The following is a 21469-nucleotide window of genomic DNA, read 5'->3' on the forward strand; positions in this document are numbered from 1 at the left end:
TTCGTTCCCGCTCTGCGAACCGCGATCGGCGGTTCGATCCAACCATCCATCTCTAGGAGTTCTTCTCGATGAAGCAAATCAGGAACGCAGTCCGCCGCACCTTGCTGGCGGCCGGATCGCTCGCACTCGGCTCGACCCTGCTGGGGCTGCCGGCGTCCGCGTCGGCGCGAACGCTCGACGAGATCGTTGCCAGCAAGAAGATCGTCATCGGCGTCAATCCCACGCTGCCGCCACTGGGCATCTTCAACGACAAGAATGAGATCGATGGTTTCGACGTCGAAATCGCACGCAAGCTCGGCGAGCTGCTGGGCGTGAAGACCGAAATCGTGCAGGTCGGCTCGCCCGATCGCATTCCCTTCGTGAGCAGCGGCAAGATCGATGCCGTGCTCGGCGCCATGACGATCACGGCCGAACGCCAGAAAGTCATCGACTTCACCGTGCCGCTGCACACCGAGGTGTTGGGCGTCCTGACGACCAAGGCCAAGCCGTACAAGGACTGGATGGAGCTCAACGACCCCTCGGTCAAGCTGGTCGAGGTGCGCGGCGCCACCCCCGTGAAACTGGTGCAGGAGAAGCTGCCCAAGGCCCAACTGCTGCTGCTGGACAACTACCCCGACGCGGTGCGTGCGATCGCCCAGGGCCGCGCCGACGCGATGATCGACGTGATGGACTTCATGACCGAGCACACCGCCAAGCACAAGATCGACTGGCGCATCGTGGACGCGCCCATCGACGTCTATTTCTGTGCCATCGGCGTGCAGAAGGGCAACGACGCGCTGCGCGAGAAGCTGAGCGGCGCGATCAAGGAACTGCACCGCAACGGTTATGTGGACGAGCGCTGGAAAAAATGGTTCGGCGGCCCCATGCTGCATGACCCGCGCACCGCGCCGAGCTACAAGTAGGCGTCGCGCCGAATGATCCCGCGCCGCGCGCAGCCTGCCTGCGCGCGGCGCGCATGCACGACCGAGATCCCATGCAATTCGACTACACCCCGGTCCTCGAACGTCTGCCCTACCTCATCGGCGGTGCGTGGCTGAGCCTGCAGATCGCCTTTCTCGCTTTCGCTTTCGGCATGCTGATCGGCCTGGGCGGCGCGTCGGTGCGCGCCTACGGCCCGCGCTGGGCGCGCCGCATCGTCGGCGCCTACGTGGTGTTCTTCACCAACACGCCGCAGCTGGTGCAGATCTTCTTCATCTTCTTCGCACTGCCTGACGCGGGCATCCTGCTGTCGCCCTACCAGGCGGTGCTGATCGGTATGACGCTCAATGCCGGTGCCTACCTCACCGAGATCCAGCGCGCGGGCTTCGAATCGGTGCGCCTGCCCGAGCTCGAGGCGGCGGAGACGCTGGGCTTTTCGCGCCTCCAGACCATCCGCCACGTGATCGTGCCGCACATCGTGCGCGTGCTGTTCCCGCCGCTTTCGAACCAGTACATCCTGATGACGCTCGGCACCTCGATGGCCGCTGTGTTCGGGGTCGAGGAACTCACCGGCCGGGCCTTCAACATCAACTCCGAAACCTTCCGCTCGATCGAGGTGTTCTCGGTCGCCGCGGTGCTCTACATCGTGATCACGCTGATCGCGACGCTGTCGCTCGCCTTCGTCGGCAAGCGCTTCTTCCGCGCCAAGATGAGGTGGTTCTGATGTGGGACCAGATCATCGAAGAGCTGCCGCGCTTCTTCGGCTACTACAACCTGATCTTCTTCGCCAAGGCACTGGGCGCGACCTTCGCGCTGTCGGCCATCGGCTGCATCGTGGGCTTCTCGCTCGGCTTCGTGCTCGCGGCCGTGCGCCTGAGCACGCGGCCTGCGGCGAGGCCGCTGCGCGTGGCGGTGACGATCTTCACCGAGCTGTTCCGGCGCATCCCCTTCCTCGTGACGCTGATGCTGGTGTTCTTCATCTTCCAGGGGATGCATGCGGACCTCAGCATGTTCGCGGTGGCGCTGATCAGCGTGTGCCTGATCGCCACGGCCTTCATCGCCGAGATCGTGCGCAGCGGGCTCGAATCCGTGCACCGCAACCAATGGGACGCCGCCATCACGCTGAACTTCAGCTACCTGCAGACGCTGCGCCTGGTGATCGTTCCGCAAGCCTGGAAGATCATCCTGCCGCCGGTGTTCGGCTTCTTCGTGCTGTTCATCAAGGACACGGCGCTCGCATCGCAGATCGGCGTGGTCGAACTGGCCTTCGCCGGCAAGACGATGAACAACAAGGGCTTCTCGGCCACGCTCGTCTACGGCACGGTGCTCGCCCTCTATTTCATGCTGTCCTATCCGCTGGCGCGTTTCGGCAAATACCTGGAGAGAAAGCTTGCCCCAACTCGAAATCGTTGACCTCAAGGCCAACTATGGCGCGCACACCGTGCTCGAGCGCATCAACCTGTCGGTCGAGAAGGGCGAGATCGTCAGCCTGATCGGACCCTCGGGCTCCGGCAAGAGCACGCTGCTGCGCGTGCTGATGGGTTTGCTGCCGCCGATTTCCGGCCAGGTGCGCATCGACGGCCAGGCGCTCGACTACAACGACCGCGGGCAGCTGCGCCGCATCCGCTCGCAGATGGCGATCGTGTTCCAGCAGTACAACCTGTTCCAGAACATGACGGTGCTCGACAACGTGACCGTCGCCCCCATCAAGGTGAAGGGGCGGCCGCGCAAGCAGGTGGAAGCCTATGCGACGCAACTGCTCGAAAAAGTCGGCATGGGCAGCAAGCTGCAGTCCTACCCCGACCAGCTGTCGGGCGGCCAGCAGCAGCGCGTGGCCATCGCACGTGCGCTCGCGCTGCAGCCCGGCATCGTGCTGCTCGACGAGGTGACGGCTGCGCTCGACCCGGAGCTCGTCAACGAGGTGCTGGACACGGTGCGATTGCTGGCAGCCGACGGCATGACCATGTTCATCGTCTCGCACGAGATGGGGTTCGTGCGCGAAGTGTCGAGCAAGGTCGTGTTCATGGACGGCGGGCAGGTGGTCGAGGTCGGCGACCCGAAGCAGATCTTCGATCAGCCCCGCGAAGCGCGCACGCGCGAGTTCGTCGGGAAGATCCTGCGGCACTGACCGCGTTCGCCCGGGCTATGGTGAGAACTCGCTCACCAGCCCGTTGCTGAGCCGCGAGAGCGTGTAGCGCGCGAGATTTCGCAGGTGCGCCACCACGGCCTCCTCGGCCGCCTTTTCGTTGCCCGCGATGTACGCGTCCAGGATGGCCAGATGCTCCTTGCGGTCGTCCTCGATGCGCTTGAAGGGATCGACCACCTCGAACAGGCGGCACAGCACGCGCAGATGGGCGATGGTGTCGGCCAGCATCGCATTGCCGGAGGCGCGCGCGAACAGCCCGTGGATCTCGTCATCGGCCTGCCAGTGGCTGGAGCCCTGCTGGCTCGAGTCCAGCGACAGGATGCTGGCGCGCAGGTTCCGCACCTCTTCGGCCGGCACGCGCCCCATGGCAAGCGACACCGCCTGCGACTCCAGGCGTTCGCGCACCTGCAGGCACTGGAAGTAATGCGACGCCGCGATGCGCCGCACCGCATAGGAGCGCGCATTGGCGCGCACCAGCAAACCCTCGCCTTCGAGCCGCAGCAGGGCCTCGCGCAGCGGCGTGCGCGACATCTGGAGCCGCTCGGCCAAGCGCCCTTCGACCAGCACTTCCCCACCCGACAGCTCCCGCTGGAGGATGAGCCGCCGCACGACGGCGTAGGCCCGGTCGGTCAGGTTCGTCGACAACTCGGCCGGCGCCTCGGGCGCCGCGGCCTTGCGCGACGGCTTTGCAGGCGTGGCATCGGCAGCCGCGCGAGCGGCGGATTTCTTCGGCCGACCGGGCTTCCTGGCCTCCTCATGCACCGGCGCCTTGGCCGTGACTTTGGATTTCATATGCTTTGTCTACAAATTGTGTGCAATCGAGCGATGCCACAGCATACGGTGTTCTCGCGACCGGCGCCAAGCGCCTGCCTCAATCCTTCACCGGCCCGCGCAGGCTCTTGATCTCCGAACGCTGGCTCTTGCCCTCGAGCCGCCGCTGCTTCGCGCCATAGCTGGGCTTGGTCGGCCGGCGCACGCGCGGCGGCGTGGCGACGCTGTCGACCAGCTCCTGCAGCCGCGCCAGCGCGTCGGCGCGGTTCATGTCCTGGCTGCGGTGCTTCTGCGCCTTCAGCACCAGCACGCCTTCCTGCGTGATGCGGCTGTCGCGCAGCGCGAGCAGGCGCTCCTTGACGTCCTCGGGCAGCGAGCTCGCCGCGATGTCGTAGCGCAGGTGCACCGCGCTCGATACCTTGTTGACGTTCTGCCCGCCCGCGCCCTGCGCGCGGATGGCGCTGAACTCGACTTCCAGAGGGTCGATGAGGATGGGCGGACGCGGCGCGGGCATCCGCTATTTTGGCTTGCGCGGTGGTGCCTTCATCTCGAGCCGGTTGACGCTGACCCGCGGTGAGTCCATATTCACGCAGGAGGTGTGATGCCGTGCCTGCCGTTCGTCCCGCCGCGGTCGCGGGGACTTTCTACCCCGGCGATGCGCTGCAGCTGCAGCGCGAGGTCGGCGATTGCCTCGCCGCTGCCGGCAGCGCTGTCGCCGAGTCCACGAAGCCACCGAAGCTGCTGATCGTCCCGCACGCCGGCTATGTGTATTCCGGCGCCGTCGCGGCACAAGCCTATGCCCTGCTCGCACCATGGCGCGAGCGGATCACGCGCGTCGTGCTGCTCGGTCCGGCCCATCGCTGCGCGGTGCGCGCGCTGGCGGCACCGGAAGCGGACGCCTTCGATACGCCGCTCGGTCGCATCGCACTGGAACATGCGTCCCTGGCCCTGCTCGGCAGCCCGCCGCAGGTCGTGCACGACGACTGGCCTCACGCCTTCGAGCATTCGCTGGAGGTGCAACTGCCGTTCCTGCAGACGGTGCTGAACAACTTCGCGTTGGTCCCCCTGCTCGTCGGCAACGCAAGTCCCTCCGAGGTCGCGGAGATTCTGGAACGGCTGTGGGGCGAAGACGAAACGCTGATCGTCGTCAGCTCCGACCTGTCGCACTACCTGCCGTACGCGCAGGCCCAGGCGCGCGACCGCGCGACGGTGCAGCGCATCCTCGCCTTCGACGGCGCCCTGGTTCCCGAAGAGGCTTGCGGCGCACGGGCGATCAACGGTGCGCTGCAGGCGGCACGCAGCCACCGCCTGCAGCCGCGCCTGCTGGACCTGCGCAATTCCGGCGATACCGCGGGAGACCGCCGCCGCGTGGTCGGCTACGCGGCGATCGCGTTCGAGGCGCCGGCATCATGAGCGCGAGCCATCCCGGGCGCTGGTGGCACAGGTTGGACGACGGGCGCATCCAGTGCGACCTGTGTCCGCGCGACTGCCGGCTGCACGAAGGCCAGCGCGGGATGTGCTTCGTGCGCCAGCGTGTCGGCGACGAAATGGTGCTGACGACCTACGGGCGCAGCTCGGGCTTCTGCCTCGACCCGATCGAGAAGAAGCCGCTGAACCATTTCCATCCCGGCTCCAGCGTGCTCTCCTTCGGCACCGCCGGCTGCAACCTGGCATGCAAGTTCTGCCAGAACTGGGACATCTCCAAGAGCCGCGAGATGGACCGGCTGATGGATGCCGCATCGCCGCAACGCATCGCCGAGCTGGCGCGCCAGCGCGGCGCCCTGAGCGTGGCCTTCACCTACAACGACCCGGTGATCTTCGCCGAGTACGCGATGGACGCCGCCGATGCCTGCCATGCGCTGGGCCTGTTCAGCGTCGCCGTGACCGCGGGCTACATGCACGCCGCGCCGCGGCGCGAGTTCTACGCCAGGATGGACGCGGCCAATGTCGACCTCAAGGGCTTCACCGAAGCCTTCTATTTCCAGCAGACCGGCGCCCACCTCGCGCCGGTGCTCGACACCCTGCAGTACCTGCGCCACGAGACGAGCTGCTGGTTCGAGATCACGACGCTCTTGATCCCCGGCCACAACGACAGCGATGCCGAGATCGAGGCGATGAGCCGCTGGATCGCCGAGCACCTCGGGCCGGACGTGCCGCTGCACTTCACCGCCTTCCATCCGGACTACAAGATGATGGACGTGCTGCCGACGCCGCCTGCCACGCTGACGCGCGCCCGCGCCATCGCGCTCGCCAACGGGCTGAACCATGTCTACACCGGCAATGTCCACGACGTGGAAGGCGGGACGACCTGGTGCCCGCATTGCCGCGCGCCGCTGGTGCGCCGCGACTGGTATCTCGTGCTGGACTGCGAACTCGATGCGCGCGGCGAATGCCCGCACTGCGGCACGCCGATCGCAGGCCGCTTCGGCGCCTTCAGCCACGGCTTCGGCCGGCGGCGCATCCCGGTGCGGGCAGCGCAATCACTGCCATCATAAAGGAGACCTCCATGAGCCTGACCCTCACTTCCACCGCGTTCGCACCGGACGGCGCGATACCGCCCATCCACACCTGCGAAGGCAAGGACGTGTCGCCGCCGCTGGCGTGGAGCGGCGCACCCGCGGCGACCCTGAGCTTCGCGCTCATCGTCGACGACCCGGATGCGCCCGATCCGGCGGCGCCCAAGATGACATGGGTCCACTGGGTGCTCTACAACATCGGCGCGGAGGCCGGCGAGCTTCCCGAAGCGGTCAAGCCGGCGGCATTGCCGGCGGGCACGCGCGAGGGCGTCAACGACTGGGGCCGCACGGGCTATGGCGGGCCTTGCCCGCCCATCGGCCGCCACCGCTACTTCCACAAGCTCTACGCGCTCGACGCCGTGCTGCCGGAACTCGAGCGCCCGGACAAGGCCGCGCTCGAGAAGGCGATGAAGGGACACGTGCTCGCACAGGCGGAGCTGGTGGGCACGTACGAGAAGCGTCGATAGGCGCTACTTCAGCGCCGCCTCCACCGCCAGCGCCACCGCGGCCAGCCGCGCATCGTCGCCCTGCACCGAGGAGAGCATGAGTCCCACCGGCAATTCGCCCGCGCGGTGGCAAGGCAGGCTGAAGGCGCAGCCGTCGAGGTAGTTGATCGCAAAGGTGTTGCGCAGCAGCAGGCCGTTGGCCTTGAAGAAAGCCTCGTCCGAGCGCACCAGTTCGTCGATCGGCGGCGCGACGATGGGCACCGTCGGGCACAGCAGCGCATCGAAGCCTTCGAGCGCGCGCTCGGTGCGCGCGATCCAGGCGCGGCGCTTGTCCTGCATCGCGATGTAGTCTGCCGCGCTCGCCGCGGCACCGGTCGCGATGCGCACAGCCACGCGCGGGTCGAATCGCTCGCGCGCCTGCGCCAGGCGCTCGCGATGCACCGCATGCGCCTCGACCGCCGAGAAGCCGCCGGGCGCGTTGAGCTGCGCGATCTCGGCCAGTTCCGGCAACCCGATGTCGACGATCAGCGCGCCGGCCGCGGACAGGATCTTCAGCGCACGATCGAAGGCGCTGGCCACCGCGGGCTCGATGCCGTCGAACATCAGCGTCTGCGGCACGCCGAAGCGCATGCCCGCGAGCGGCCGTTGCCGCACCACCAGCGGCGCATCGGCGATGGCGGCGTCGACCCGCAGGCAGTCCTCCACGCTGCGCGCCATCGCGCAGACCGTGTCGAGCGTGCGCGACAGCTCCAGCGCGCCGGTGCGTGGCGTGCGCGCCTGCGTGCTCTTGAAGCCGACCAGCCCGCAGAGCGCGACCGGAATGCGGATCGAGCCGCCGGTGTCCGAGCCCAGGCCGGCGACCGCCAGCCCCAGCGCCACCGACACGGCGGCGCCCGAGGAGGAGCCGCCCGGGATGCGCGCCACCGCGGCGTCCGCCGGATTGCGCGGCGTGCCGTGGTGCGGATTGATGCCCACGCCCGAGAAGGCGAACTCCGTCATGTTGGTCTTGCCGACGATGGCGGCGCCGTTCGCGCGCAGCCGCGCCACGGCCGGCGCGTCGGCCACAGCCGGCAGCTCGTCGCGGCAGACGATGGAGCCGGCCATGGTGGTCTCCCCGGCCACGTCGTAGAGATCCTTGACCGACACCGGCAGGCCGGCGAGCGCAGGCAGCGCGACGCCCGCGCGCAGCGCCGCATCGGCATGGCGCGCCGCGGCCAGCGCGGCCTCGGCATACAGCTGCGTGAACACATGCTGCGCGCCCGAGGCCGCGGCGCCTTCCAGCGCCTGGGCGACGAGATGCTCGTGCGAGAGTTCGTCGCGCGCCATGCGGCTGCGCAGCGCGGCGATCGTCTCGCCACTCATCACGCCACCACCGGCAGCGGCTGGACCGCATAGCGATGCACGATGCTGCGCTTCAGCCGCGGATCGTGGATCTCGATCTCCATTTCGGGCGCGGGCCGGATGCCCTCGCCGCGTGCGTTTGGCAGCGCGCCCAGCGTGCCGCAGGTCATGAAGCATCCCTCTTCGCTGTCTTCGAAAATGCCGTCGCGCAGCGAAGCGAGCGGCCGGATCGCCGCCAGGCTGCCCTGCTGGTAGCTCACCCACTTCCCATCCTCGAGGATGCGCGAGCGCAGCTGCAGTTCGTCCTGGTAGTGGGCCACGTCGGCCCAGCGCCATGCGGCCGTGGCCACCGGCTTGGCGCACATCTGCTTGGAGACCGCGACCGAGTAGCCCTCCACCTTGCGGTCGGTGTGGTCCGAGCCGACGCTGAGCCACCATTCGCCGCGCGCGAAGAACAGCACCGGCTCGGCCTCGCCGGAACTCTGCTCGCCGAGCGCCTCGATCGCGGGCGCCTGCGTCAGCAGGTTGGCGCCGACGCGGTAGTAGAGCGGCACGCCCGAGGGACGCGGCACGCCGATGGCCTCCAGCTCCTCGATGTGGTGTGCGATGGCGGCGGCGTCGCGGCCGGTCCAGCCCGCGACCACCAGGCGTTGCGGCGCGCTGGCGATCAGTTGCGCGGAGCGCGTGCCGTCGGCAGCGACCGACTCGCAGGCGAAATGAAGCTTCGATGACATGAATGAAAGTCCTAAATAAGCACGCCCGGCAGCCACAGCGCGATGGCGGGGAACACCATCAGCACGATGATCGCGAGCATGTAGACGCCCATGAAAGGCAGAACGCCGGAGAACACGTCGGTGATCGGCCCGGGCTGCCGTCGCATGCCCTGCAGCACGTAGAGCACGGTGCCGTCGGGCGGGCTGATCATCGCGATCTCGACCAGCATGGTGATCACCACGCCGAACCACACCGGGTCGTAGCCCAGCGCCGTCACCACCGGAAAGAGCAGCGGGATGGTGGTGATCACCATCGACATGCCTTCCATGAAGGTGCCCAGCGCGAGGTAGAAGCCGATGATCACCAGCATGATCACCCAGCCCGGAAAGGGCAGCCCCGTGAGGAACTTCGCCAGCATCTGCGGAATGCCCAGCGAGGAGAGGATGTAGTTGAGGAAGTAGGCGCCGAACAGGATCAGCGCGATCATCGAGGTGGTGCGCGCGGTGGCGCGCATCGATTCCGCCATCATCTTCCACGTCAGCTTGCGGTCGGCCAGCGCCAGCACCACGCTGCCGGCCACGCCCAGCGCGGCCGATTCGGTGGGCGTGGCCCAGCCGGCGTAGATGGTGCCGAGCACCAGTGCGATCAGCAGGGCCGTCGGCACCAGATCCGACAGGCTCGCGATGCGATGCTTCCAGGTGATGGCCTTGGAAGCCGCGTCGCCGTGCAGCTCGAGCTTGAAGCTGTAGTAGAGGATCACCGCCGTGAACAGCAGCACCACCAGCATGCTCGGCCCCACCGCAGCGAGGTAGAGCGCACCCACCGAGGTCTCGGTGATCAGCCCGTAGATGATGAAGGTGATGCCCGGCGGGATCAGGTTGCCCAAGGCACCACCGGCCGCCAGCGAGCCCAGCACCAGCTTCGGGGGGTAGTGGCTCTTCTCAAAATACGGCAGCGCGACCGAGCCCATGGTCGCGGCCGTCGCCACGCTGGAGCCGGCCACCGCCGAGAACACGCCGCAGGCCATGACATTGGTGTGCAGCAGGCCGCCGGGCAGCCGGCCCATCCAGATGTTGAGCGCGCGGTAGAGCCGCTCGGAGAGCCCGGCGCGCAGCATGATCTCTCCCATCAGCAGGAAGAGCGGGACCGACACCAGCACGAAGTTGGTCGAGGGCCCCCAGATCATTTCGCCGATGAAGTTCCAGAACGGCCGGTCCGACAGGCCGAAACCCGCCAGCAGCGAGAGCACGGCCAGCGCGGCGCCGACATAGATCCCGCCCGCGAAGAAGCCGACGAAGGCGAGCAGCACCGCGGCCAGCGCCCACCAGGGCACGCCGGCCGAGGCCACGGCGGCGGCATGGCCCTGCACGCCGAACAAGGAAGCGCCGCCGATCAGGAGGCCGATCGCGACGATGAAGACGATGGCGATCATCGGGTGGCTCCTGCGGCGGCGACGGGCTGCATGCCCTGCTGCGCTTCGGCCACGGCCTCGAGCGTTTCGGCGGCTTCGTCGATGTAGGTGCGCGCCATCAGCATGCGGTCCATCGCATCGGCATCGCCGATCGCCAGCTGGCGCAGCGCGCGCGCCGCGATGGCCAAACCGGCCAGGAGCAGCAGCGCCAGGCCCGCGGCCCACAAGCCCTGCGGAATCGCCAGCGGCGTGTGCAGCGCCGACAAGTCGGTGGCGCCGAAGTCCCACGAGTCCTTGGCGAGCGAGAACGCGCCCCAGGCGAAGAAGCCGGTGGCGACCAGCAGCGCGAGCAGCGAAGCGAGGTGCAGCCACACGCGCATCTTCAGCGGCAGCTTCTGCACCAGCACGTCGATGCGCACATGGCCGCGCTCGAACAGCGTGCCGGCCAGGCCCCAGCTCATGCCGATGGCCATCAGATAGCCGGTCACTTCGGTTGTCGCCTCCGTCGAGAAGCCCAGCAGGCGCCGCGCGCCGATGTCGAAGCAGATCAGCACCGTGATGACCAGGTAGCACCAGCCGGCGATGGTCATCGCCTTGCCGCTGACCCATTCGAGCGCGCGGAACATCAGCGGCTCGCGGCGTACTTGATGCCGGTGATCGGCGCGATCACGTCGTTGTAGACCGCCACGCAGCGTTCGCCGCAGCGCTTGATCCAGCCGGGCAGCACGTCGTCGGCGAGCTGCTTCTTGAGGGTGGCGCTCACGTCGCCCTGCGGCTTGCCCTCCACCATCGGCTTCTTGACCAGCGTGTGCAGCTTGCAATCGGCCGCGCGGCCGACATTGCAGGCGATGCCGTCGTTGGTGGCTTCGACACCGAGCTTCCACTGCGCCTCCTGCACTTCGGACATCGTCTTCTCGAACTGCGCGCGCACGGCGGGGTCGAGCTTGTTCCACCAGGCCAGGTTGACGAAGTAGCCCGAGGTGGACCACGAAAGCGGCAACGTGTAGAGGTGCGTCGTGACCTCGGGCCACTTCACGCCGTTGCCCGACCCCGCGCCGGTGATGCCGCAATCGACCGTACCGCGCTCCAGCGCGGTGTAGACCTCGCCGAAGGCCAGCGACACGGGCTGCGCGCCCAGGCCCTTCATGAGGTCGGCCGCCGAGGGACCGTTGGTCCGCACTTTCAGGCCCTTCAGGTCCGCGAGGCTCGCCACCGGCTTGCGGCAGAACAGCATCTGGCCTGAGAAGGGATAGGTCGCGACCAGCTTGATGCCCAGGCGTTCGAGTTCCTTGTTGGCGACCGGCACCATCGCATCGGCCACCTTGCGGGCCTGCGCGATGTCGGCGTTCATGCCGGCCAGGTCCACGCCGTCGAGCATGGGCACGTCGCCCGACACGGTGGTCAGCGGCGCGGCGGCGATGTCGACCTGGCCCGAGCGCACCAGGCGCAGCACTTCGGGGCCGTTGACGTTGCGTTCGGGCCAGGACGAGAGCGTGACTTCCACGCGCCCGTTGGTGGCCTTGGTCATGCCGTCGCGCAGCATCGGCTGGTCGACCTTGGTGTACTGCGGCAGGTTGGGCGCCACCTGGGTAATGGCCTGCACGGCGATCTTCGGACCGGCGGGCACCTGGGCGAAGGCAGACACGGCAGCCAGCATCGCGGCGGCTGCGAGGCATGCAAGAGGAGGCAGGGAACGCTTCATCGGGAACTCCTGGAGGGAAAACGAAGAAAGGGAACGAACGATCGGGGAGCGGCAGGCCGGTCGCTGCCTCACCCGTAGTACTGGAACTCGAGCAGCACGCAGCCCACCGGCGACGCGAAGGGGCCGTGCCAGACCCCCGGCGGGCGGCAGGCGAAGGTGTAGGGGCCGAAGGCTTCGCCGCCCTGCCCTTCGGCATTGCAGCCGACCACGAGTTCGCCTTCGACGATGAAGACCTCCTCGTGGAAGTCATGGATCACCGGCCGGTCGATCAGCGCGCCGGCGGCCCAGCGTGCGAGCCGCGTGCGCGAGCCGGTGCGGGCCGCCGCGTCGAGGTTGTCGGCGAGCACCAGTTCCTCGATGCGGCCGGCGGAAGAAGGCACCGGCACCCAGGCGGTCGATGCCGCATCGAGCCGGATCGCGAAGAACTCGCGATGTAATTTGCTTGACATGGCCTTGTGCATGGCGCGCAGTGTTGTCGCGCACCCCCGCCCGGTCAAACGGGAAATTTTTTTGGAGGCCGATAGGATTTTCTGATGCACGGCCCTGGCGCATGCCGCCGCCCCAGCAACGGGCGCGCGGTGTACCGAATGAGGGCAGACTCTAGGGCGCGAGCACGTCGTCGCGGCTGTTGGCGACGAACTGGTCGCAGGCCGCCTGGGCCATGTTGACCAGCGCCTCGGCCAGCGGCGAGGCGGGTTCCAGCCGCATGCTGGCAACCAGCGGCAGCGGGATCGGCAAGGGGTCGACGTCGAGCACCACGAGGCGCCCGAGGCGCAAGTCTTCCTGGATCACGGCGAGCGGCAGCAAAGCCGTGCCGAAGCCCGTGCGCGCGAGGTCGACCATGGCGCCCAGCGACGAGAAGTAGCTCACGCGCAGATTGGCGCAGCCGCTCGCGCCCTGTGCGATGTTGCGGTAGACGCCCGACTCGCGATGGAAGGAAATGATGGGCTGCTCGGCGATGTCGGCAAAGGACAGCAGCTTGCGCGCCGGCAGCTTCAGCGCCAGGCTCGGGCTCGCGACCCAGCGCATCGCGAAGTTCACCATGCGCCGGTTGTCGATGAAGCCCGGCGTGATCTCCTCGGAGAGGATGGCGCAGTCCAGCGTGCCGCGCAGCAGGTCGTCGCGCAGGTGCGGCGTGATGTCCGAGTCGAGCTCAAGCGTGGCGTTGGGGTAGCGCTCGGCAAAGCGCGACAGCAGGTCGGGCAGCCAGGTATGGACCACCGTCTCGATCACGCCGATGCGCAGCATGCCGGAGAAGGCATCGGCCTGGCCCATGGCACCGATCATGCGTGCCTGCATCTCGATCATGCGTTCCGCATAGGGCATGAGCTCGGTGCCGTGGTAGGTGAGCATGACGCCGCGGTGCTCGCGGTCGAAGAGCTTGACGCCGAACTGCTGCTCCAGCGTGGCGATGCGGCTGGAGATGCCGGCCTGCGTGGTGTGCATCTTGTCGGCAGCCGCCTTGAAGCTGCCGAGCTTGGCAACCCAGACGAAGGCCTCGAGAAAACGCACGTTCATGGGCGGAGTCTAGGCGACCCGCCGCAGTGCGGACGATGGGGGGTTCTACTCGCCGCGCGACACCGGACGGGCTTCCACGTCCGTCACACGGCCCGGATCGCGCAGGCGAACGGGGCTGTCGGCGGCTTCGCCGCGCGCTCGCGCCGCAGCCACGTCGGCCGCGGTGGGCTCGGCCGGGCGCGCTGCAGCCCGAAAGCGATCGAAGCCGTGGCGTGGATCGAAGCGCATCACCCACGGCTGGACCGGCTGCCCCGTGAGACGTGCCCAGCCATAGCGCAGGCCCCAGACCGCCGCCAACAGCAGCACGGCAACTGCGAGGCTGGCCGCGAACAAGAGGCCCAAGAAGAAAAGAACGAGGCGCAAAAGAAAGTTGAGCATCGAAGTTAGGCCACGGCCTCCAGGCTTTGTTCCCCGGCCTTGCGGAAGCTGAACTGCCCCGGCGCCTGGATCGGGTCGGTGGTGACGACGATCGTATCCTTCGGCCCGAAGCTGCCGTCGAGCAGCAGCTTCGAGAGCGGGTTCTCGATGCGCTGCTGGATGGCGCGCTTGAGCGGCCGGGCGCCGAACACCGGGTCGAAGCCGACCTTGGCGATCTCCGCCAGCGCCGCCGGCGACACCTCGAGCCCGAGGTCCATCTTGACCAGGCGCTCCTGCAGCACCTTGAGCTGGATGGCCGCGATCGCCTCGATATTCTTGGCGTCGAGCGCATGGAACACCACGGTCTCGTCGATGCGGTTCAGGAACTCGGGGCGGAAGTAGTTCTTCAGCTCGTCCCAGACCGCGTCCTTGATCTCTTCGTTCGGCCGGCCCACCATGGCCTGGATGATCGGCGAGCCGATGTTGCTGGTCATCACGATCACCGTGTTCTTGAAGTTCACGGTGCGGCCCTGGCCGTCGGTCAGGCGACCGTCGTCAAGCACCTGCAGCAGGATGTTGAAGACGTCAGGATGCGCCTTCTCGACCTCGTCGAGCAGGAGCACGCTGTAAGGCTTGCGGCGCACCGCTTCGGTCAGGTGGCCGCCCTCCTCGTAGCCCACGTAGCCGGGCGGCGCGCCGATCAGGCGCGCGACCGAATGCTTCTCCATGAACTCGCTCATGTCGACGCGGATCAGGTGGTCTTCGCTGTCGAACAGGAAGCCCGCGAGCGCCTTGCACAGCTCGGTCTTGCCCACGCCCGTCGGGCCGAGGAACAGGAAGGAGCCGGTCGGGCGGTTCGGGTCCGCGAGGCCCGAGCGCGAGCGGCGAATCGCGTTGGCGACCGCGCCGATGGCCTCGTCCTGGCCGACCACGCGCTCGTGCAGCTTCTCTTCCATCATGAGCAGCTTGTCGCGCTCGCCTTGCATGAGCTTGGCCACCGGAATGCCGGTGGCGCGCGCCACGACTTCGGCGATCTCCTCGGCGCCGACCTGCGTGCGCAGCAGCGTGGGCGCGCTGGACTTGCCCTTGTTGGCCTCGGTGTCCTGCGCTTCCTTCAGGCGTTTCTCCAGGCCCGGCAGCTTGCCGTACTGCAGCTCGGCGACCTTGTTGAAGTCGCCCTTGCTGGTGAACTCGGCGATCTGGAACTTGATCTTGTCGATCTCTTCGCGGATCTGCGCGCTGCCCTGGGCCTGCGCCTTCTCGGCCTGCCAGATCTCGTCGAGATCCGCGATTTCCTTCTGCAGGCGCTCGATCTCGCCCTCGATCAGCGCCAGGCGCTTCTGCGAGGCCTCGTCCTTCTCGCGGCGCACGGCTTCGCGCTCGATCTGCAGCTGGATCAGGCGGCGATCGAGCCGGTCCATCACCTCGGGCTTGGAGTCCATCTCGATCTTGATCTTGGCCGCGGCCTCGTCGATCAGGTCGATGGCCTTGTCGGGCAGGAAGCGATCGGTGACATAGCGGTCGGACAGCTCCGCCGCGGCGACGATCGCCGGGTCGGTGATATCGACGCCGTGGTGCACCTCGTACTTTTCCTTCAGGCCGCGCAGGATCGCAACCGTCGCCTCCACGCTGGGCTCGCCCACCAGGATCTTCTGGAAGCGGCGCTCCAGCGCGGCATCCTTCTCGATGTACTTGCGGTATTCGTCGAGCGTGGTGGCGCCCACGCAATGCAGCTCGCCGCGCGCGAGCGCGGGCTTGAGCATGTTGCCGGCGTCCATCGCGCCCTCGGCCTTGCCGGCGCCGACCATGGTGTGCAACTCGTCGATGAAGACGATGGTCTGGCCCTCGTCCTTCGCGAGCTCGTTGAGCACGGTCTTCAGGCGCTCCTCGAATTCGCCGCGGTACTTGGCACCGGCGAGCAGCGCCGCCATGTCGAGCGAGAGCACGCGCTTGCCCTTGAGCGACTCGGGCACCTCGCCGGCGACGATGCGCTGCGCCAGGCCTTCGACGATGGCGGTCTTGCCGACACCGGGCTCGCCGATCAGCACGGGGTTGTTCTTGGTGCGGCGTTGCAGCACCTGGATGGCGCGGCGGATTTCCTCGTCGCGGCCGATCACCGGATCGAGCTTGCCGAGGCGAGCGCGCTCGGTGAGGTCCAGGCAGTATTTCTTGAGCGCTTCGCGCTGGCCCTCGGCATCGGCGCTATTCACGCCCTGCCCGCCCCGAACAGCATCGATAGCGGCTTCGACCGATTTGCGCGTCACGCCGTGGCTGCGCGCCAGGTTGCCGATCTCGGCCTTGCTGTCGGCCAGCGCGAGCAGGAAGAGCTCCCCGGCGATGAACTGGTCGTTGCGCTTGATGGCTTCCTTCTCGGTCGCCTGCAGCAGCTTGCCCAGCTCGGGGCCGACCTGAACCTGGTCATGGCCCTGCACCTGCGGCAGCTTCTTGATCGCCGCTTCGGCGGCCTGCAAGAGGCCCGGCACGTTGGCGCCGGCGCGCTCGAGCAAGGCCCGCGGGCCGTCGTCCTGGCGCAGCATGGCCACCAGCAGGTGGAGCGGTTCGATATAGGGGTTGTCGTTGCCGAGAGCGAGCGATTGCGCGTCGGCGAGGGCTTCCTGGAATTTGGTTGTGAGTTTGTCTTGGCGCATGAATGACTCCGATTCCCCGGCATGTAGGGGTGGGCGGCACCGAATTCAAGCGGAAAGCAACGACCCTACACCTAAACAGGCAGCGAGGAAAAGAAGTCCATGATCTCGCGCCCCAGCGCCTCTTCGCCGCTGTTGAAGTGGGCCATGACGGACATGTGGTTATGGCCTCGCATCTGCAGAAAACGCGGTGCGCGCCGGCGCGCGTCGGCCAGGCGGTGGGCGAATTCGAGCCCGTAGACATCGAGCAGGGGGTTCTCGAACTCGGCGATCACGATGAAGGCGGGGATGTCGCTCAAGCCCGCAAGGCGCATCGGCGAGCGCGCTGCATAGAGCGAAACGTCGTCGCCGAAGTAGGCACGGACGCCCGGCGCATTGGGGTTCTCGGGCGATTGGTCGGCCTGGAGGCGCGCCGAGACGAGCACTACGGCCCGCGCATGGCATCCGCCCGGCTGCAGATCCGGATCGAATGCGTAGTTCGCCACATGCGTCCCGCCCGCGGAATGGCCGATCAGCATCATGCGGGACGGATCGCCTCCGTAATCCGCCACCTGCGCATGCAGCCAGGCCATGGCCTGGGCCACGTCGCGCGCACCGCCGGGGTAAGGCGCCTCGGGCGCCAGCCGGTACTCGATATTGACGCCGACGAAGCCCTGCCGCGCGAACCAGTGAAGCACGTTGTCGTAGAGCTCTGCGCTCGTGCACTTGTCGCCGCGCACGAAGGCGCCGCCATGGACGAAGGCCACCACGGGCGCATGCCTCGCGCCGCTCGGGCGAAAAATGTCGAGCACCTGGCGTGCGTGCGTGCCGTAGGCCAGGTTCCGCGCCACCGCCACGCCATTTTTGGGAGCGCTCGCGAGCAGCGGTGCGTAGGCGTCCTTAACGCGTTGGCTGTGCCCTGGGAGATCGAGCGCCCAGCGCGGGCCGATCTCGGCCATCAGCGCGCGCAGGGTTTCGGGACCCTCGATCATTCCGTCATTGCGCGAGCCCCGCGTTCTTGACGACCACCGACCACTTGCCGACTTCGCTGCGCGCAAAAGCGGCGAAGGCGTCGGGCACGGCCTCTTCGGGCTGTGCGCCGAGCTCGTGCAGGCGCTTCTGCATGTCCGGCATCCTGAGCACGGCCGTGATCTCGGCGTTGAGCCGATCGAGCACCGGCTTCGGCAGTCCGGCTGGCGCGAAAACGCCGAACCAGGCTGTGACCTCGTAGCCCGCGAGCCCGCTCTCGATCACGGTCGGCACCTCGGGCAACAAGGCGCTGCGCGTCCTGCCGGTCACTGCCAGCGCCTTGAGCTTGCCGGACTGCACATAGGGCAAGGCCGTGGCCTGCAGATCGAACATCAGCGGCACATGGCCCGCCACCACGTCGTTGAGCGCGGGAGCGCTGCCCTTGTAGGGCACGTGCAGCAGCTTGATGCCGGCGGCCGAGGCCAGCAGCTCGCCGGCCAGGTGGTTGGAGGTTCCGAGCCCGGCCGATGCGTAGCTCAGCTCGCCGGGCCTGGTCTTGGCCTGCGCGACCACATCGGCCACGTTCCTGGCGGCGAAGGACGGATGTGCCACAAGCACGAAGGGAATGGAGGCCAGCGGCGCAACCGGCGTGAAGTCTTTCACCGGCTCGTAGCCGACCTTGTTCATGGCCGGATTGATGGCCTGCGAGCTGACGGTGCCCATCAGCAGCGTGTAGCCGTCGGCTGCGGCAGCCGCGACGAACCTGGCGCCGATGGCGGTGGCCGCACCGGCGCGGTTGTCGACGACCACCGGCTGCCCGAGCCGCTCGGCCAGCTTCTGGCCCACGGTGCGCGCAAGGATGTCGGCCGAGCCGCCGGCCGGGTACGGCACCACCATCGTGACCGGACGCTGCGGATACGCGCCCTGCGCATGAACCGGCGGCGCGAGCGCGACCGCGCCGACGGCCGCCATCAGGCAGCAGCCCAGAGTTTCCATCAGTCGGTTCATGGCTTCGTCCTCAATGCGCCGAAACCGCGGCGCGATCCACTTCGGGCACTTCCGGTATCTCGACGCCGTAGGGCGCGACGTCGGCGCGGATCCGGTCCAGCGCACGCCGGATGATCGCGATCTCCTGGTCGGGATGGGTCGCGCCCAACCCGTGCTCGGCCGCCAGCGCCCGGTTGCGCCCTGCCCGCGCCCGCTCGTCGTCAGGCAGGTTGACCACCGCATAGACGCCGTTGAGCAGGCTGCCGCGCAGTTTCTTGGCCACCTTTTCGCCGAGCAGGCGGCGGTCGTCCGCGGACAGCTCGGCAAAGAACCTGCGCATGATGATGCGGCCGAACTGGATGTGCCGCGCCTCGTCGCGCAGGATCAGCTGGCAGGCGGTGCGGATCGACTTGAAGCGCGCGTTCTCGTAGCGCGCCTGCAGCAGCTCGCCCGAGAGCTGCTCGAACAGCGTGTTGACCGCGAGCCCCGCGAAGAAGGACATCGCCTTTTCGTCGCGCTCGTCGTGGAAGCGCGGGATCACCGCCTTGAAGTAGTCGGCGCGCGGCTCGTCCTGGTAGCCAGCCAGCCCGCGCGCGACGAGGAATGAGGCCTCGTGATGGCGCAGCTCCTCCGCGATGAAGTTGACGATGTGCTGCTTGATCTCGAAAGGCTGGTGCGCGAACACGGCTTCGCGCAGCCGTTCGGTGCCGTAGGGAATGGCACCGTGCTCCATCCAGGCGCGCAGGCTCCACCATTCCGCACCGGCTTCTCGCACCTCGGCGGGAAGCTCCGCGTCGCGGAGGTCCGAGAAATCGATCGCGGCCGGATTCCATGCCAGTTCGCGCGATTGTTCGCACAGGCGCCAGACCTCCGGATATTCGATCTCGGACTTGATGGGATACGGGTTCGGAACCGGGGTGAGTTCTTCGAGAAGCGAAGGCTGCATCGTGTGGTCTTTCTCAGTTTCAGCCGCATGCTGCGGCAGCGCGGGTGCTTCGTCCAATACCGTTTGAAGGGGCTGGTGATAGGCTGGAGCGATCACCAATCCTGGAAGCAGCGATGGACCTTCGTCAGCTCCGGCAATTCGTCGCGGTCGCGGAAGAGCGCAGCTTCCGGCGCGCCGCGGAGCGCCTTCACGTGTCGCAGCCGCCTCTGAGCGTGGCCGTGCAGCGGCTCGAAGCCGAGGTAGGCGCAACCCTGCTGGACCGCACCCGCCACCATGTGCGCCTGACCGTGGCCGGCGAGGCCTTCCTGCGCGAAGCGCGGCGCACGCTGGCGCATGCGCAGCTGTCGATCGAGATCGCGCAGCGCGCAGCGGCCGGCAAGCTCGGCACGCTGCGACTGTCCTTCGTGCCCAGCGCCGCGCTGGGCGTGGTGCCGCGGCTCCTGCGCGCCTTTCGCGAGGACTACCCCGACGTCAAGCTGGTGCTGACCGGCGACACCACCTCGCAGCAGGTGGCGGCGCTCCTGAGCGGCGCCATCGACGTCGGCATCGTCGTGCCACCGCTGCACGACGCGGGCGACTTCCGGATCCAGCCCTTCTGCGACCAGGAGCTCACGCTGGCGGTGCCCGACACGCATCCGCTCGCGCAGCAGAAGCGCGTGCAGCTGCGCGACTTGGCCTCGGAGCCTTTCGTCGGTTTTCCCTTCAAGGAAGGGCCCGGCTTCGAGAGCGTGGTGATGGCGGCCTGCCAGGACAGCGGCTTCATACCGAACTTCGTCCAGGTCGCCTCGCAGATGCAGACCATCCTCGCGCTGGTGGGCGGCGGCCTGGGCATCGCGCTGGTGCCGCAGGCCATGCAGGCGGTGCAGACCGAGCACGTGGTCTACCTGCAGGTGCGGCGGCGCAACGCACCGGTCAAGTACGCGCTGGGGCTGGCCTTCCGGCCGTCCAACGGCAACCCGGCGCTGGATGCCTTCATCGCGATGGCGCATCGGCTGCGCCGGCGATGAAAGCGAACCGCGCTCGTTCAGAATAGCTTCCCTCGAACCCGGGCACGCGTGTTGCTCGCTCGTTCGTTCTTTATTCAATCGTCTGGAGTTGCTCATGTTCTGTTCAAGGTGGATTGCCGCTTCCGCGCCGCGCCGTGTCTTCGCGCTCGGGCTCCTGGCCGCGATTGCGGGCTTCTCTGGCTTCGCGCAGGCGCAGCAGGGCACGCCGATCAAGCTGCTGGTCGGCTTTCCTGCCGGCGCCGGCAGCGACGCGATCGCCCGCACGCTGGCCGAGAAGCTCAAGGACCAGCTGGGAGCGCCGGTGGTGGTCGAGAACCGCGCCGGTGCCGGTGGCCAGATCGCCGCGCAGGCCCTCAAGGCCGCCGCACCGGACGGTCACACGCTGTTCCTCTCGCACGACCACAGCATTTCGATCCTGCCGCAGGTGGTGAAGAACGCGGGCTTCAATCCGGCCACCGATTTCGTGCCGGTCGCCGGCTTCGCGACCTTCGCCAACGTGCTCGCGGTATCGGGCGGTACCCCGGCGAAGAACCTGGACGAGTACCTCAAATGGGTGCGCACCCAGCGCGGCGGCAAGGACACCATCGGCGTGCCGGCGCCGGCCTCGATCCCCGAGTTCCTGGTGAAGATGATCGGCACCAAGTACAAGATCGACGTGCAGTCGGCGCCCTACCGCGGCAGCGCGCCGATGACGGCCGACATGCTGGGCAACCAGATCAGCGCCGGCATCGCCTCGGTGCCCGACTTCATCGAGAACCATCGGGCGGGCAAGGTGCGCATCGTCGCCACCATCGGCAGCAAGCGCCAGGCGCTGCTGCCGCAGGTGCCGACCTTTACCGAGCTCGGCTTCGCGAACCTGGAAGACCTGCCCTACTACGGCGTGTTCGCGCCCGTCGGCACGCCGCAGCCGGTCATCGATCGCTTCGGCGATGCCCTGGCCAAGGTGCTGGCCATGCCAGACGTGAAGCAGAAGCTCACCACGATGGGCCTGACGGTCGCCTACGAGCCGCAAGGCCAGTTCGCGGGGCGCGTGCGGAGCTATACGCAGACCTGGGAAGGCATCATCAAGGCCAGCGGCTTCACCCCTCAATAAGCC

23 protein-coding genes are annotated in these 21469 nt (G+C 67.8%); 9 read left to right on the forward strand and 14 right to left on the reverse strand.

The window, feature by feature from the left end:
• Positions 1-68: 68 nt before the first annotated feature.
• The 4 genes from ACSQ9A_RS18095 to ACSQ9A_RS18110 all read left to right on the forward strand — a co-directional run bounded on the left by ACSQ9A_RS18095 (position 69) and on the right by ACSQ9A_RS18110 (position 3046).
• Positions 69-902: a transporter substrate-binding domain-containing protein gene (locus tag ACSQ9A_RS18095; protein ID WP_436304646.1), complete on the forward strand. Its 834-nt coding sequence runs from the start codon at positions 69-71 to the stop codon at positions 900-902.
• A gap of 71 nt (positions 903-973) precedes the next feature.
• On the forward strand, positions 974-1642 hold the full coding sequence (locus ACSQ9A_RS18100; RefSeq protein WP_093109793.1) for an amino acid ABC transporter permease: 669 nt from the start codon (positions 974-976) through the stop codon (positions 1640-1642).
• Positions 1642-2331: an amino acid ABC transporter permease gene (locus ACSQ9A_RS18105; protein WP_436304647.1), complete on the forward strand. Its 690-nt coding sequence runs from the start codon at positions 1642-1644 to the stop codon at positions 2329-2331. Before ACSQ9A_RS18100 ends, ACSQ9A_RS18105 begins: the two co-directional genes overlap by 1 nt.
• Positions 2309-3046 (forward strand): amino acid ABC transporter ATP-binding protein, encoded by a 738-nt coding sequence (locus ACSQ9A_RS18110; protein ID WP_436304648.1) that lies wholly within the window; start codon positions 2309-2311, stop codon positions 3044-3046. The genes ACSQ9A_RS18105 and ACSQ9A_RS18110 overlap by 23 nt, the downstream gene beginning before the upstream one ends.
• A 15-nt stretch (positions 3047-3061) precedes the next feature.
• Here ACSQ9A_RS18110 and ACSQ9A_RS18115 read toward each other — a convergent pair whose 3' ends face one another.
• Both ACSQ9A_RS18115 and arfB read right to left on the reverse strand, forming a co-directional pair.
• The gene (locus tag ACSQ9A_RS18115; RefSeq protein ID WP_244503987.1) at positions 3062-3856 is read right to left on the reverse strand and encodes a GntR family transcriptional regulator; all 795 of its coding nucleotides are present in this window, start codon (positions 3854-3856) and stop codon (positions 3062-3064) included.
• A 79-nt stretch (positions 3857-3935) separates the two neighbouring features.
• On the reverse strand, positions 3936-4349 hold the full coding sequence (gene arfB / locus ACSQ9A_RS18120; protein ID WP_436304649.1) for an alternative ribosome rescue aminoacyl-tRNA hydrolase ArfB: 414 nt from the start codon (positions 4347-4349) through the stop codon (positions 3936-3938).
• Between the two features lie 92 nt (positions 4350-4441).
• Between arfB and amrB the strand changes: the two genes are divergently transcribed.
• Genes amrB through ACSQ9A_RS18135 form a run of 3 tightly spaced genes read left to right on the forward strand, consistent with a single transcriptional unit; the run spans position 4442 to position 6818 of the window.
• Positions 4442-5248 carry an AmmeMemoRadiSam system protein B gene (gene amrB, locus ACSQ9A_RS18125; RefSeq protein WP_436304650.1) on the forward strand — a complete coding sequence of 269 codons (807 nt, stop codon included), beginning with the start codon at positions 4442-4444 and terminating at the stop codon, positions 5246-5248.
• The gene (gene amrS, locus ACSQ9A_RS18130; RefSeq protein WP_436304651.1) at positions 5245-6330 is read left to right on the forward strand and encodes an AmmeMemoRadiSam system radical SAM enzyme; all 1086 of its coding nucleotides are present in this window, start codon (positions 5245-5247) and stop codon (positions 6328-6330) included. Before amrB ends, amrS begins: the two co-directional genes overlap by 4 nt.
• Before the next feature lie 11 nt (positions 6331-6341).
• Entirely contained in the window at positions 6342-6818 is a 477-nt protein-coding gene (locus tag ACSQ9A_RS18135; RefSeq protein ID WP_436304652.1) for a YbhB/YbcL family Raf kinase inhibitor-like protein, read from the forward strand.
• A gap of 3 nt (positions 6819-6821) precedes the next feature.
• On the opposite strand, the gene ACSQ9A_RS18140 is transcribed toward ACSQ9A_RS18135, so the two are convergent.
• The 12 genes from ACSQ9A_RS18140 to ACSQ9A_RS18195 all read right to left on the reverse strand — a co-directional run bounded on the left by ACSQ9A_RS18140 (position 6822) and on the right by ACSQ9A_RS18195 (position 19366).
• Positions 6822-8159: an amidase gene (locus ACSQ9A_RS18140; protein ID WP_436304653.1), complete on the reverse strand. Its 1338-nt coding sequence runs from the start codon at positions 8157-8159 to the stop codon at positions 6822-6824.
• Positions 8159-8872 (reverse strand): DUF2848 domain-containing protein, encoded by a 714-nt coding sequence (locus tag ACSQ9A_RS18145; RefSeq protein ID WP_436304654.1) that lies wholly within the window; start codon positions 8870-8872, stop codon positions 8159-8161. The genes ACSQ9A_RS18140 and ACSQ9A_RS18145 overlap by 1 nt, the downstream gene beginning before the upstream one ends.
• Before the next feature lie 11 nt (positions 8873-8883).
• Positions 8884-10284 (reverse strand): TRAP transporter large permease, encoded by a 1401-nt coding sequence (locus tag ACSQ9A_RS18150; protein WP_436304655.1) that lies wholly within the window; start codon positions 10282-10284, stop codon positions 8884-8886.
• Entirely contained in the window at positions 10281-10889 is a 609-nt protein-coding gene (locus ACSQ9A_RS18155) for a TRAP transporter small permease subunit (protein WP_093109803.1), read from the reverse strand. The genes ACSQ9A_RS18150 and ACSQ9A_RS18155 overlap by 4 nt, the downstream gene beginning before the upstream one ends.
• Entirely contained in the window at positions 10889-11965 is a 1077-nt protein-coding gene (locus ACSQ9A_RS18160) for a TRAP transporter substrate-binding protein (protein WP_436304656.1), read from the reverse strand. The genes ACSQ9A_RS18155 and ACSQ9A_RS18160 overlap by 1 nt, the downstream gene beginning before the upstream one ends.
• A gap of 68 nt (positions 11966-12033) precedes the next feature.
• A complete protein-coding gene (locus ACSQ9A_RS18165; protein WP_436304657.1) occupies positions 12034-12414 on the reverse strand; it encodes a cupin in 381 nt (126 codons plus the stop codon).
• Between the two features lie 151 nt (positions 12415-12565).
• Positions 12566-13483 (reverse strand): LysR family transcriptional regulator, encoded by a 918-nt coding sequence (locus tag ACSQ9A_RS18170; protein WP_093109806.1) that lies wholly within the window; start codon positions 13481-13483, stop codon positions 12566-12568.
• Between the two features lie 45 nt (positions 13484-13528).
• Positions 13529-13861 (reverse strand): hypothetical protein, encoded by a 333-nt coding sequence (locus tag ACSQ9A_RS18175; protein WP_436304658.1) that lies wholly within the window; start codon positions 13859-13861, stop codon positions 13529-13531.
• Positions 13862-13866: 5 nt separating this feature from the next.
• A complete protein-coding gene (gene clpB / locus ACSQ9A_RS18180; protein ID WP_436304659.1) occupies positions 13867-16488 on the reverse strand; it encodes an ATP-dependent chaperone ClpB in 2622 nt (873 codons plus the stop codon).
• A 71-nt stretch (positions 16489-16559) separates the two neighbouring features.
• Positions 16560-17456, reverse strand: a complete 897-nt coding sequence (locus tag ACSQ9A_RS18185) for an alpha/beta hydrolase (RefSeq protein ID WP_436304660.1) — start codon at positions 17454-17456, stop codon at positions 16560-16562.
• A 4-nt stretch (positions 17457-17460) separates the two neighbouring features.
• The gene (locus ACSQ9A_RS18190; protein ID WP_436304661.1) at positions 17461-18441 is read right to left on the reverse strand and encodes a Bug family tripartite tricarboxylate transporter substrate binding protein; all 981 of its coding nucleotides are present in this window, start codon (positions 18439-18441) and stop codon (positions 17461-17463) included.
• Between the two features lie 10 nt (positions 18442-18451).
• Entirely contained in the window at positions 18452-19366 is a 915-nt protein-coding gene (locus ACSQ9A_RS18195) for a ferritin-like domain-containing protein (RefSeq protein WP_436304662.1), read from the reverse strand.
• Between the two features lie 113 nt (positions 19367-19479).
• Between ACSQ9A_RS18195 and ACSQ9A_RS18200 the strand changes: the two genes are divergently transcribed.
• The gene (locus ACSQ9A_RS18200; protein ID WP_093109810.1) at positions 19480-20373 is read left to right on the forward strand and encodes a LysR family transcriptional regulator; all 894 of its coding nucleotides are present in this window, start codon (positions 19480-19482) and stop codon (positions 20371-20373) included.
• Positions 20374-20467: 94 nt separating this feature from the next.
• Positions 20468-21466: a Bug family tripartite tricarboxylate transporter substrate binding protein gene (locus ACSQ9A_RS18205; protein WP_093109811.1), complete on the forward strand. Its 999-nt coding sequence runs from the start codon at positions 20468-20470 to the stop codon at positions 21464-21466.
• Positions 21467-21469 lie beyond the last annotated feature (3 nt).

Source organism: Variovorax sp. LjRoot290 (assembly GCF_964253985.1).
Taxonomy (GTDB): Bacteria; Pseudomonadota; Gammaproteobacteria; order Burkholderiales; family Burkholderiaceae_C; genus Variovorax.

What these genes read in the sequence shown, in the direction of transcription:
- ACSQ9A_RS18145 (WP_436304654.1), bottom strand. Translation starts at nt 8,872, where the DNA reads ATGTCATCGAAGCTTCATTTCGCCTGCGAGTCGGTCGCTGCCGACGGC.
- ACSQ9A_RS18160 (WP_436304656.1), bottom strand. Translation starts at nt 11,965, where the DNA reads ATGAAGCGTTCCCTGCCTCCTCTTGCATGCCTCGCAGCCGCCGCGATG.
- ACSQ9A_RS18105 (WP_436304647.1), top strand. Translation starts at nt 1,642, where the DNA reads ATGTGGGACCAGATCATCGAAGAGCTGCCGCGCTTCTTCGGCTACTAC.
- ACSQ9A_RS18150 (WP_436304655.1), bottom strand. Translation starts at nt 10,284, where the DNA reads ATGATCGCCATCGTCTTCATCGTCGCGATCGGCCTCCTGATCGGCGGC.
- ACSQ9A_RS18190 (WP_436304661.1), bottom strand. Translation starts at nt 18,441, where the DNA reads ATGAACCGACTGATGGAAACTCTGGGCTGCTGCCTGATGGCGGCCGTC.
- ACSQ9A_RS18195 (WP_436304662.1), bottom strand. Translation starts at nt 19,366, where the DNA reads ATGCAGCCTTCGCTTCTCGAAGAACTCACCCCGGTTCCGAACCCGTAT.
- ACSQ9A_RS18100 (WP_093109793.1), top strand. Translation starts at nt 974, where the DNA reads ATGCAATTCGACTACACCCCGGTCCTCGAACGTCTGCCCTACCTCATC.
- ACSQ9A_RS18095 (WP_436304646.1), top strand. Translation starts at nt 69, where the DNA reads ATGAAGCAAATCAGGAACGCAGTCCGCCGCACCTTGCTGGCGGCCGGA.
- ACSQ9A_RS18165 (WP_436304657.1), bottom strand. Translation starts at nt 12,414, where the DNA reads ATGTCAAGCAAATTACATCGCGAGTTCTTCGCGATCCGGCTCGATGCG.
- ACSQ9A_RS18200 (WP_093109810.1), top strand. Translation starts at nt 19,480, where the DNA reads ATGGACCTTCGTCAGCTCCGGCAATTCGTCGCGGTCGCGGAAGAGCGC.
- amrS (WP_436304651.1), top strand. Translation starts at nt 5,245, where the DNA reads ATGAGCGCGAGCCATCCCGGGCGCTGGTGGCACAGGTTGGACGACGGG.
- ACSQ9A_RS18155 (WP_093109803.1), bottom strand. Translation starts at nt 10,889, where the DNA reads ATGTTCCGCGCGCTCGAATGGGTCAGCGGCAAGGCGATGACCATCGCC.
- ACSQ9A_RS18170 (WP_093109806.1), bottom strand. Translation starts at nt 13,483, where the DNA reads ATGAACGTGCGTTTTCTCGAGGCCTTCGTCTGGGTTGCCAAGCTCGGC.
- ACSQ9A_RS18140 (WP_436304653.1), bottom strand. Translation starts at nt 8,159, where the DNA reads ATGAGTGGCGAGACGATCGCCGCGCTGCGCAGCCGCATGGCGCGCGAC.
- ACSQ9A_RS18135 (WP_436304652.1), top strand. Translation starts at nt 6,342, where the DNA reads ATGAGCCTGACCCTCACTTCCACCGCGTTCGCACCGGACGGCGCGATA.
- arfB (WP_436304649.1), bottom strand. Translation starts at nt 4,349, where the DNA reads ATGCCCGCGCCGCGTCCGCCCATCCTCATCGACCCTCTGGAAGTCGAG.
- ACSQ9A_RS18205 (WP_093109811.1), top strand. Translation starts at nt 20,468, where the DNA reads ATGTTCTGTTCAAGGTGGATTGCCGCTTCCGCGCCGCGCCGTGTCTTC.
- ACSQ9A_RS18115 (WP_244503987.1), bottom strand. Translation starts at nt 3,856, where the DNA reads ATGAAATCCAAAGTCACGGCCAAGGCGCCGGTGCATGAGGAGGCCAGG.
- ACSQ9A_RS18175 (WP_436304658.1), bottom strand. Translation starts at nt 13,861, where the DNA reads ATGCTCAACTTTCTTTTGCGCCTCGTTCTTTTCTTCTTGGGCCTCTTG.
- clpB (WP_436304659.1), bottom strand. Translation starts at nt 16,488, where the DNA reads ATGCGCCAAGACAAACTCACAACCAAATTCCAGGAAGCCCTCGCCGAC.
- ACSQ9A_RS18185 (WP_436304660.1), bottom strand. Translation starts at nt 17,456, where the DNA reads ATGATCGAGGGTCCCGAAACCCTGCGCGCGCTGATGGCCGAGATCGGC.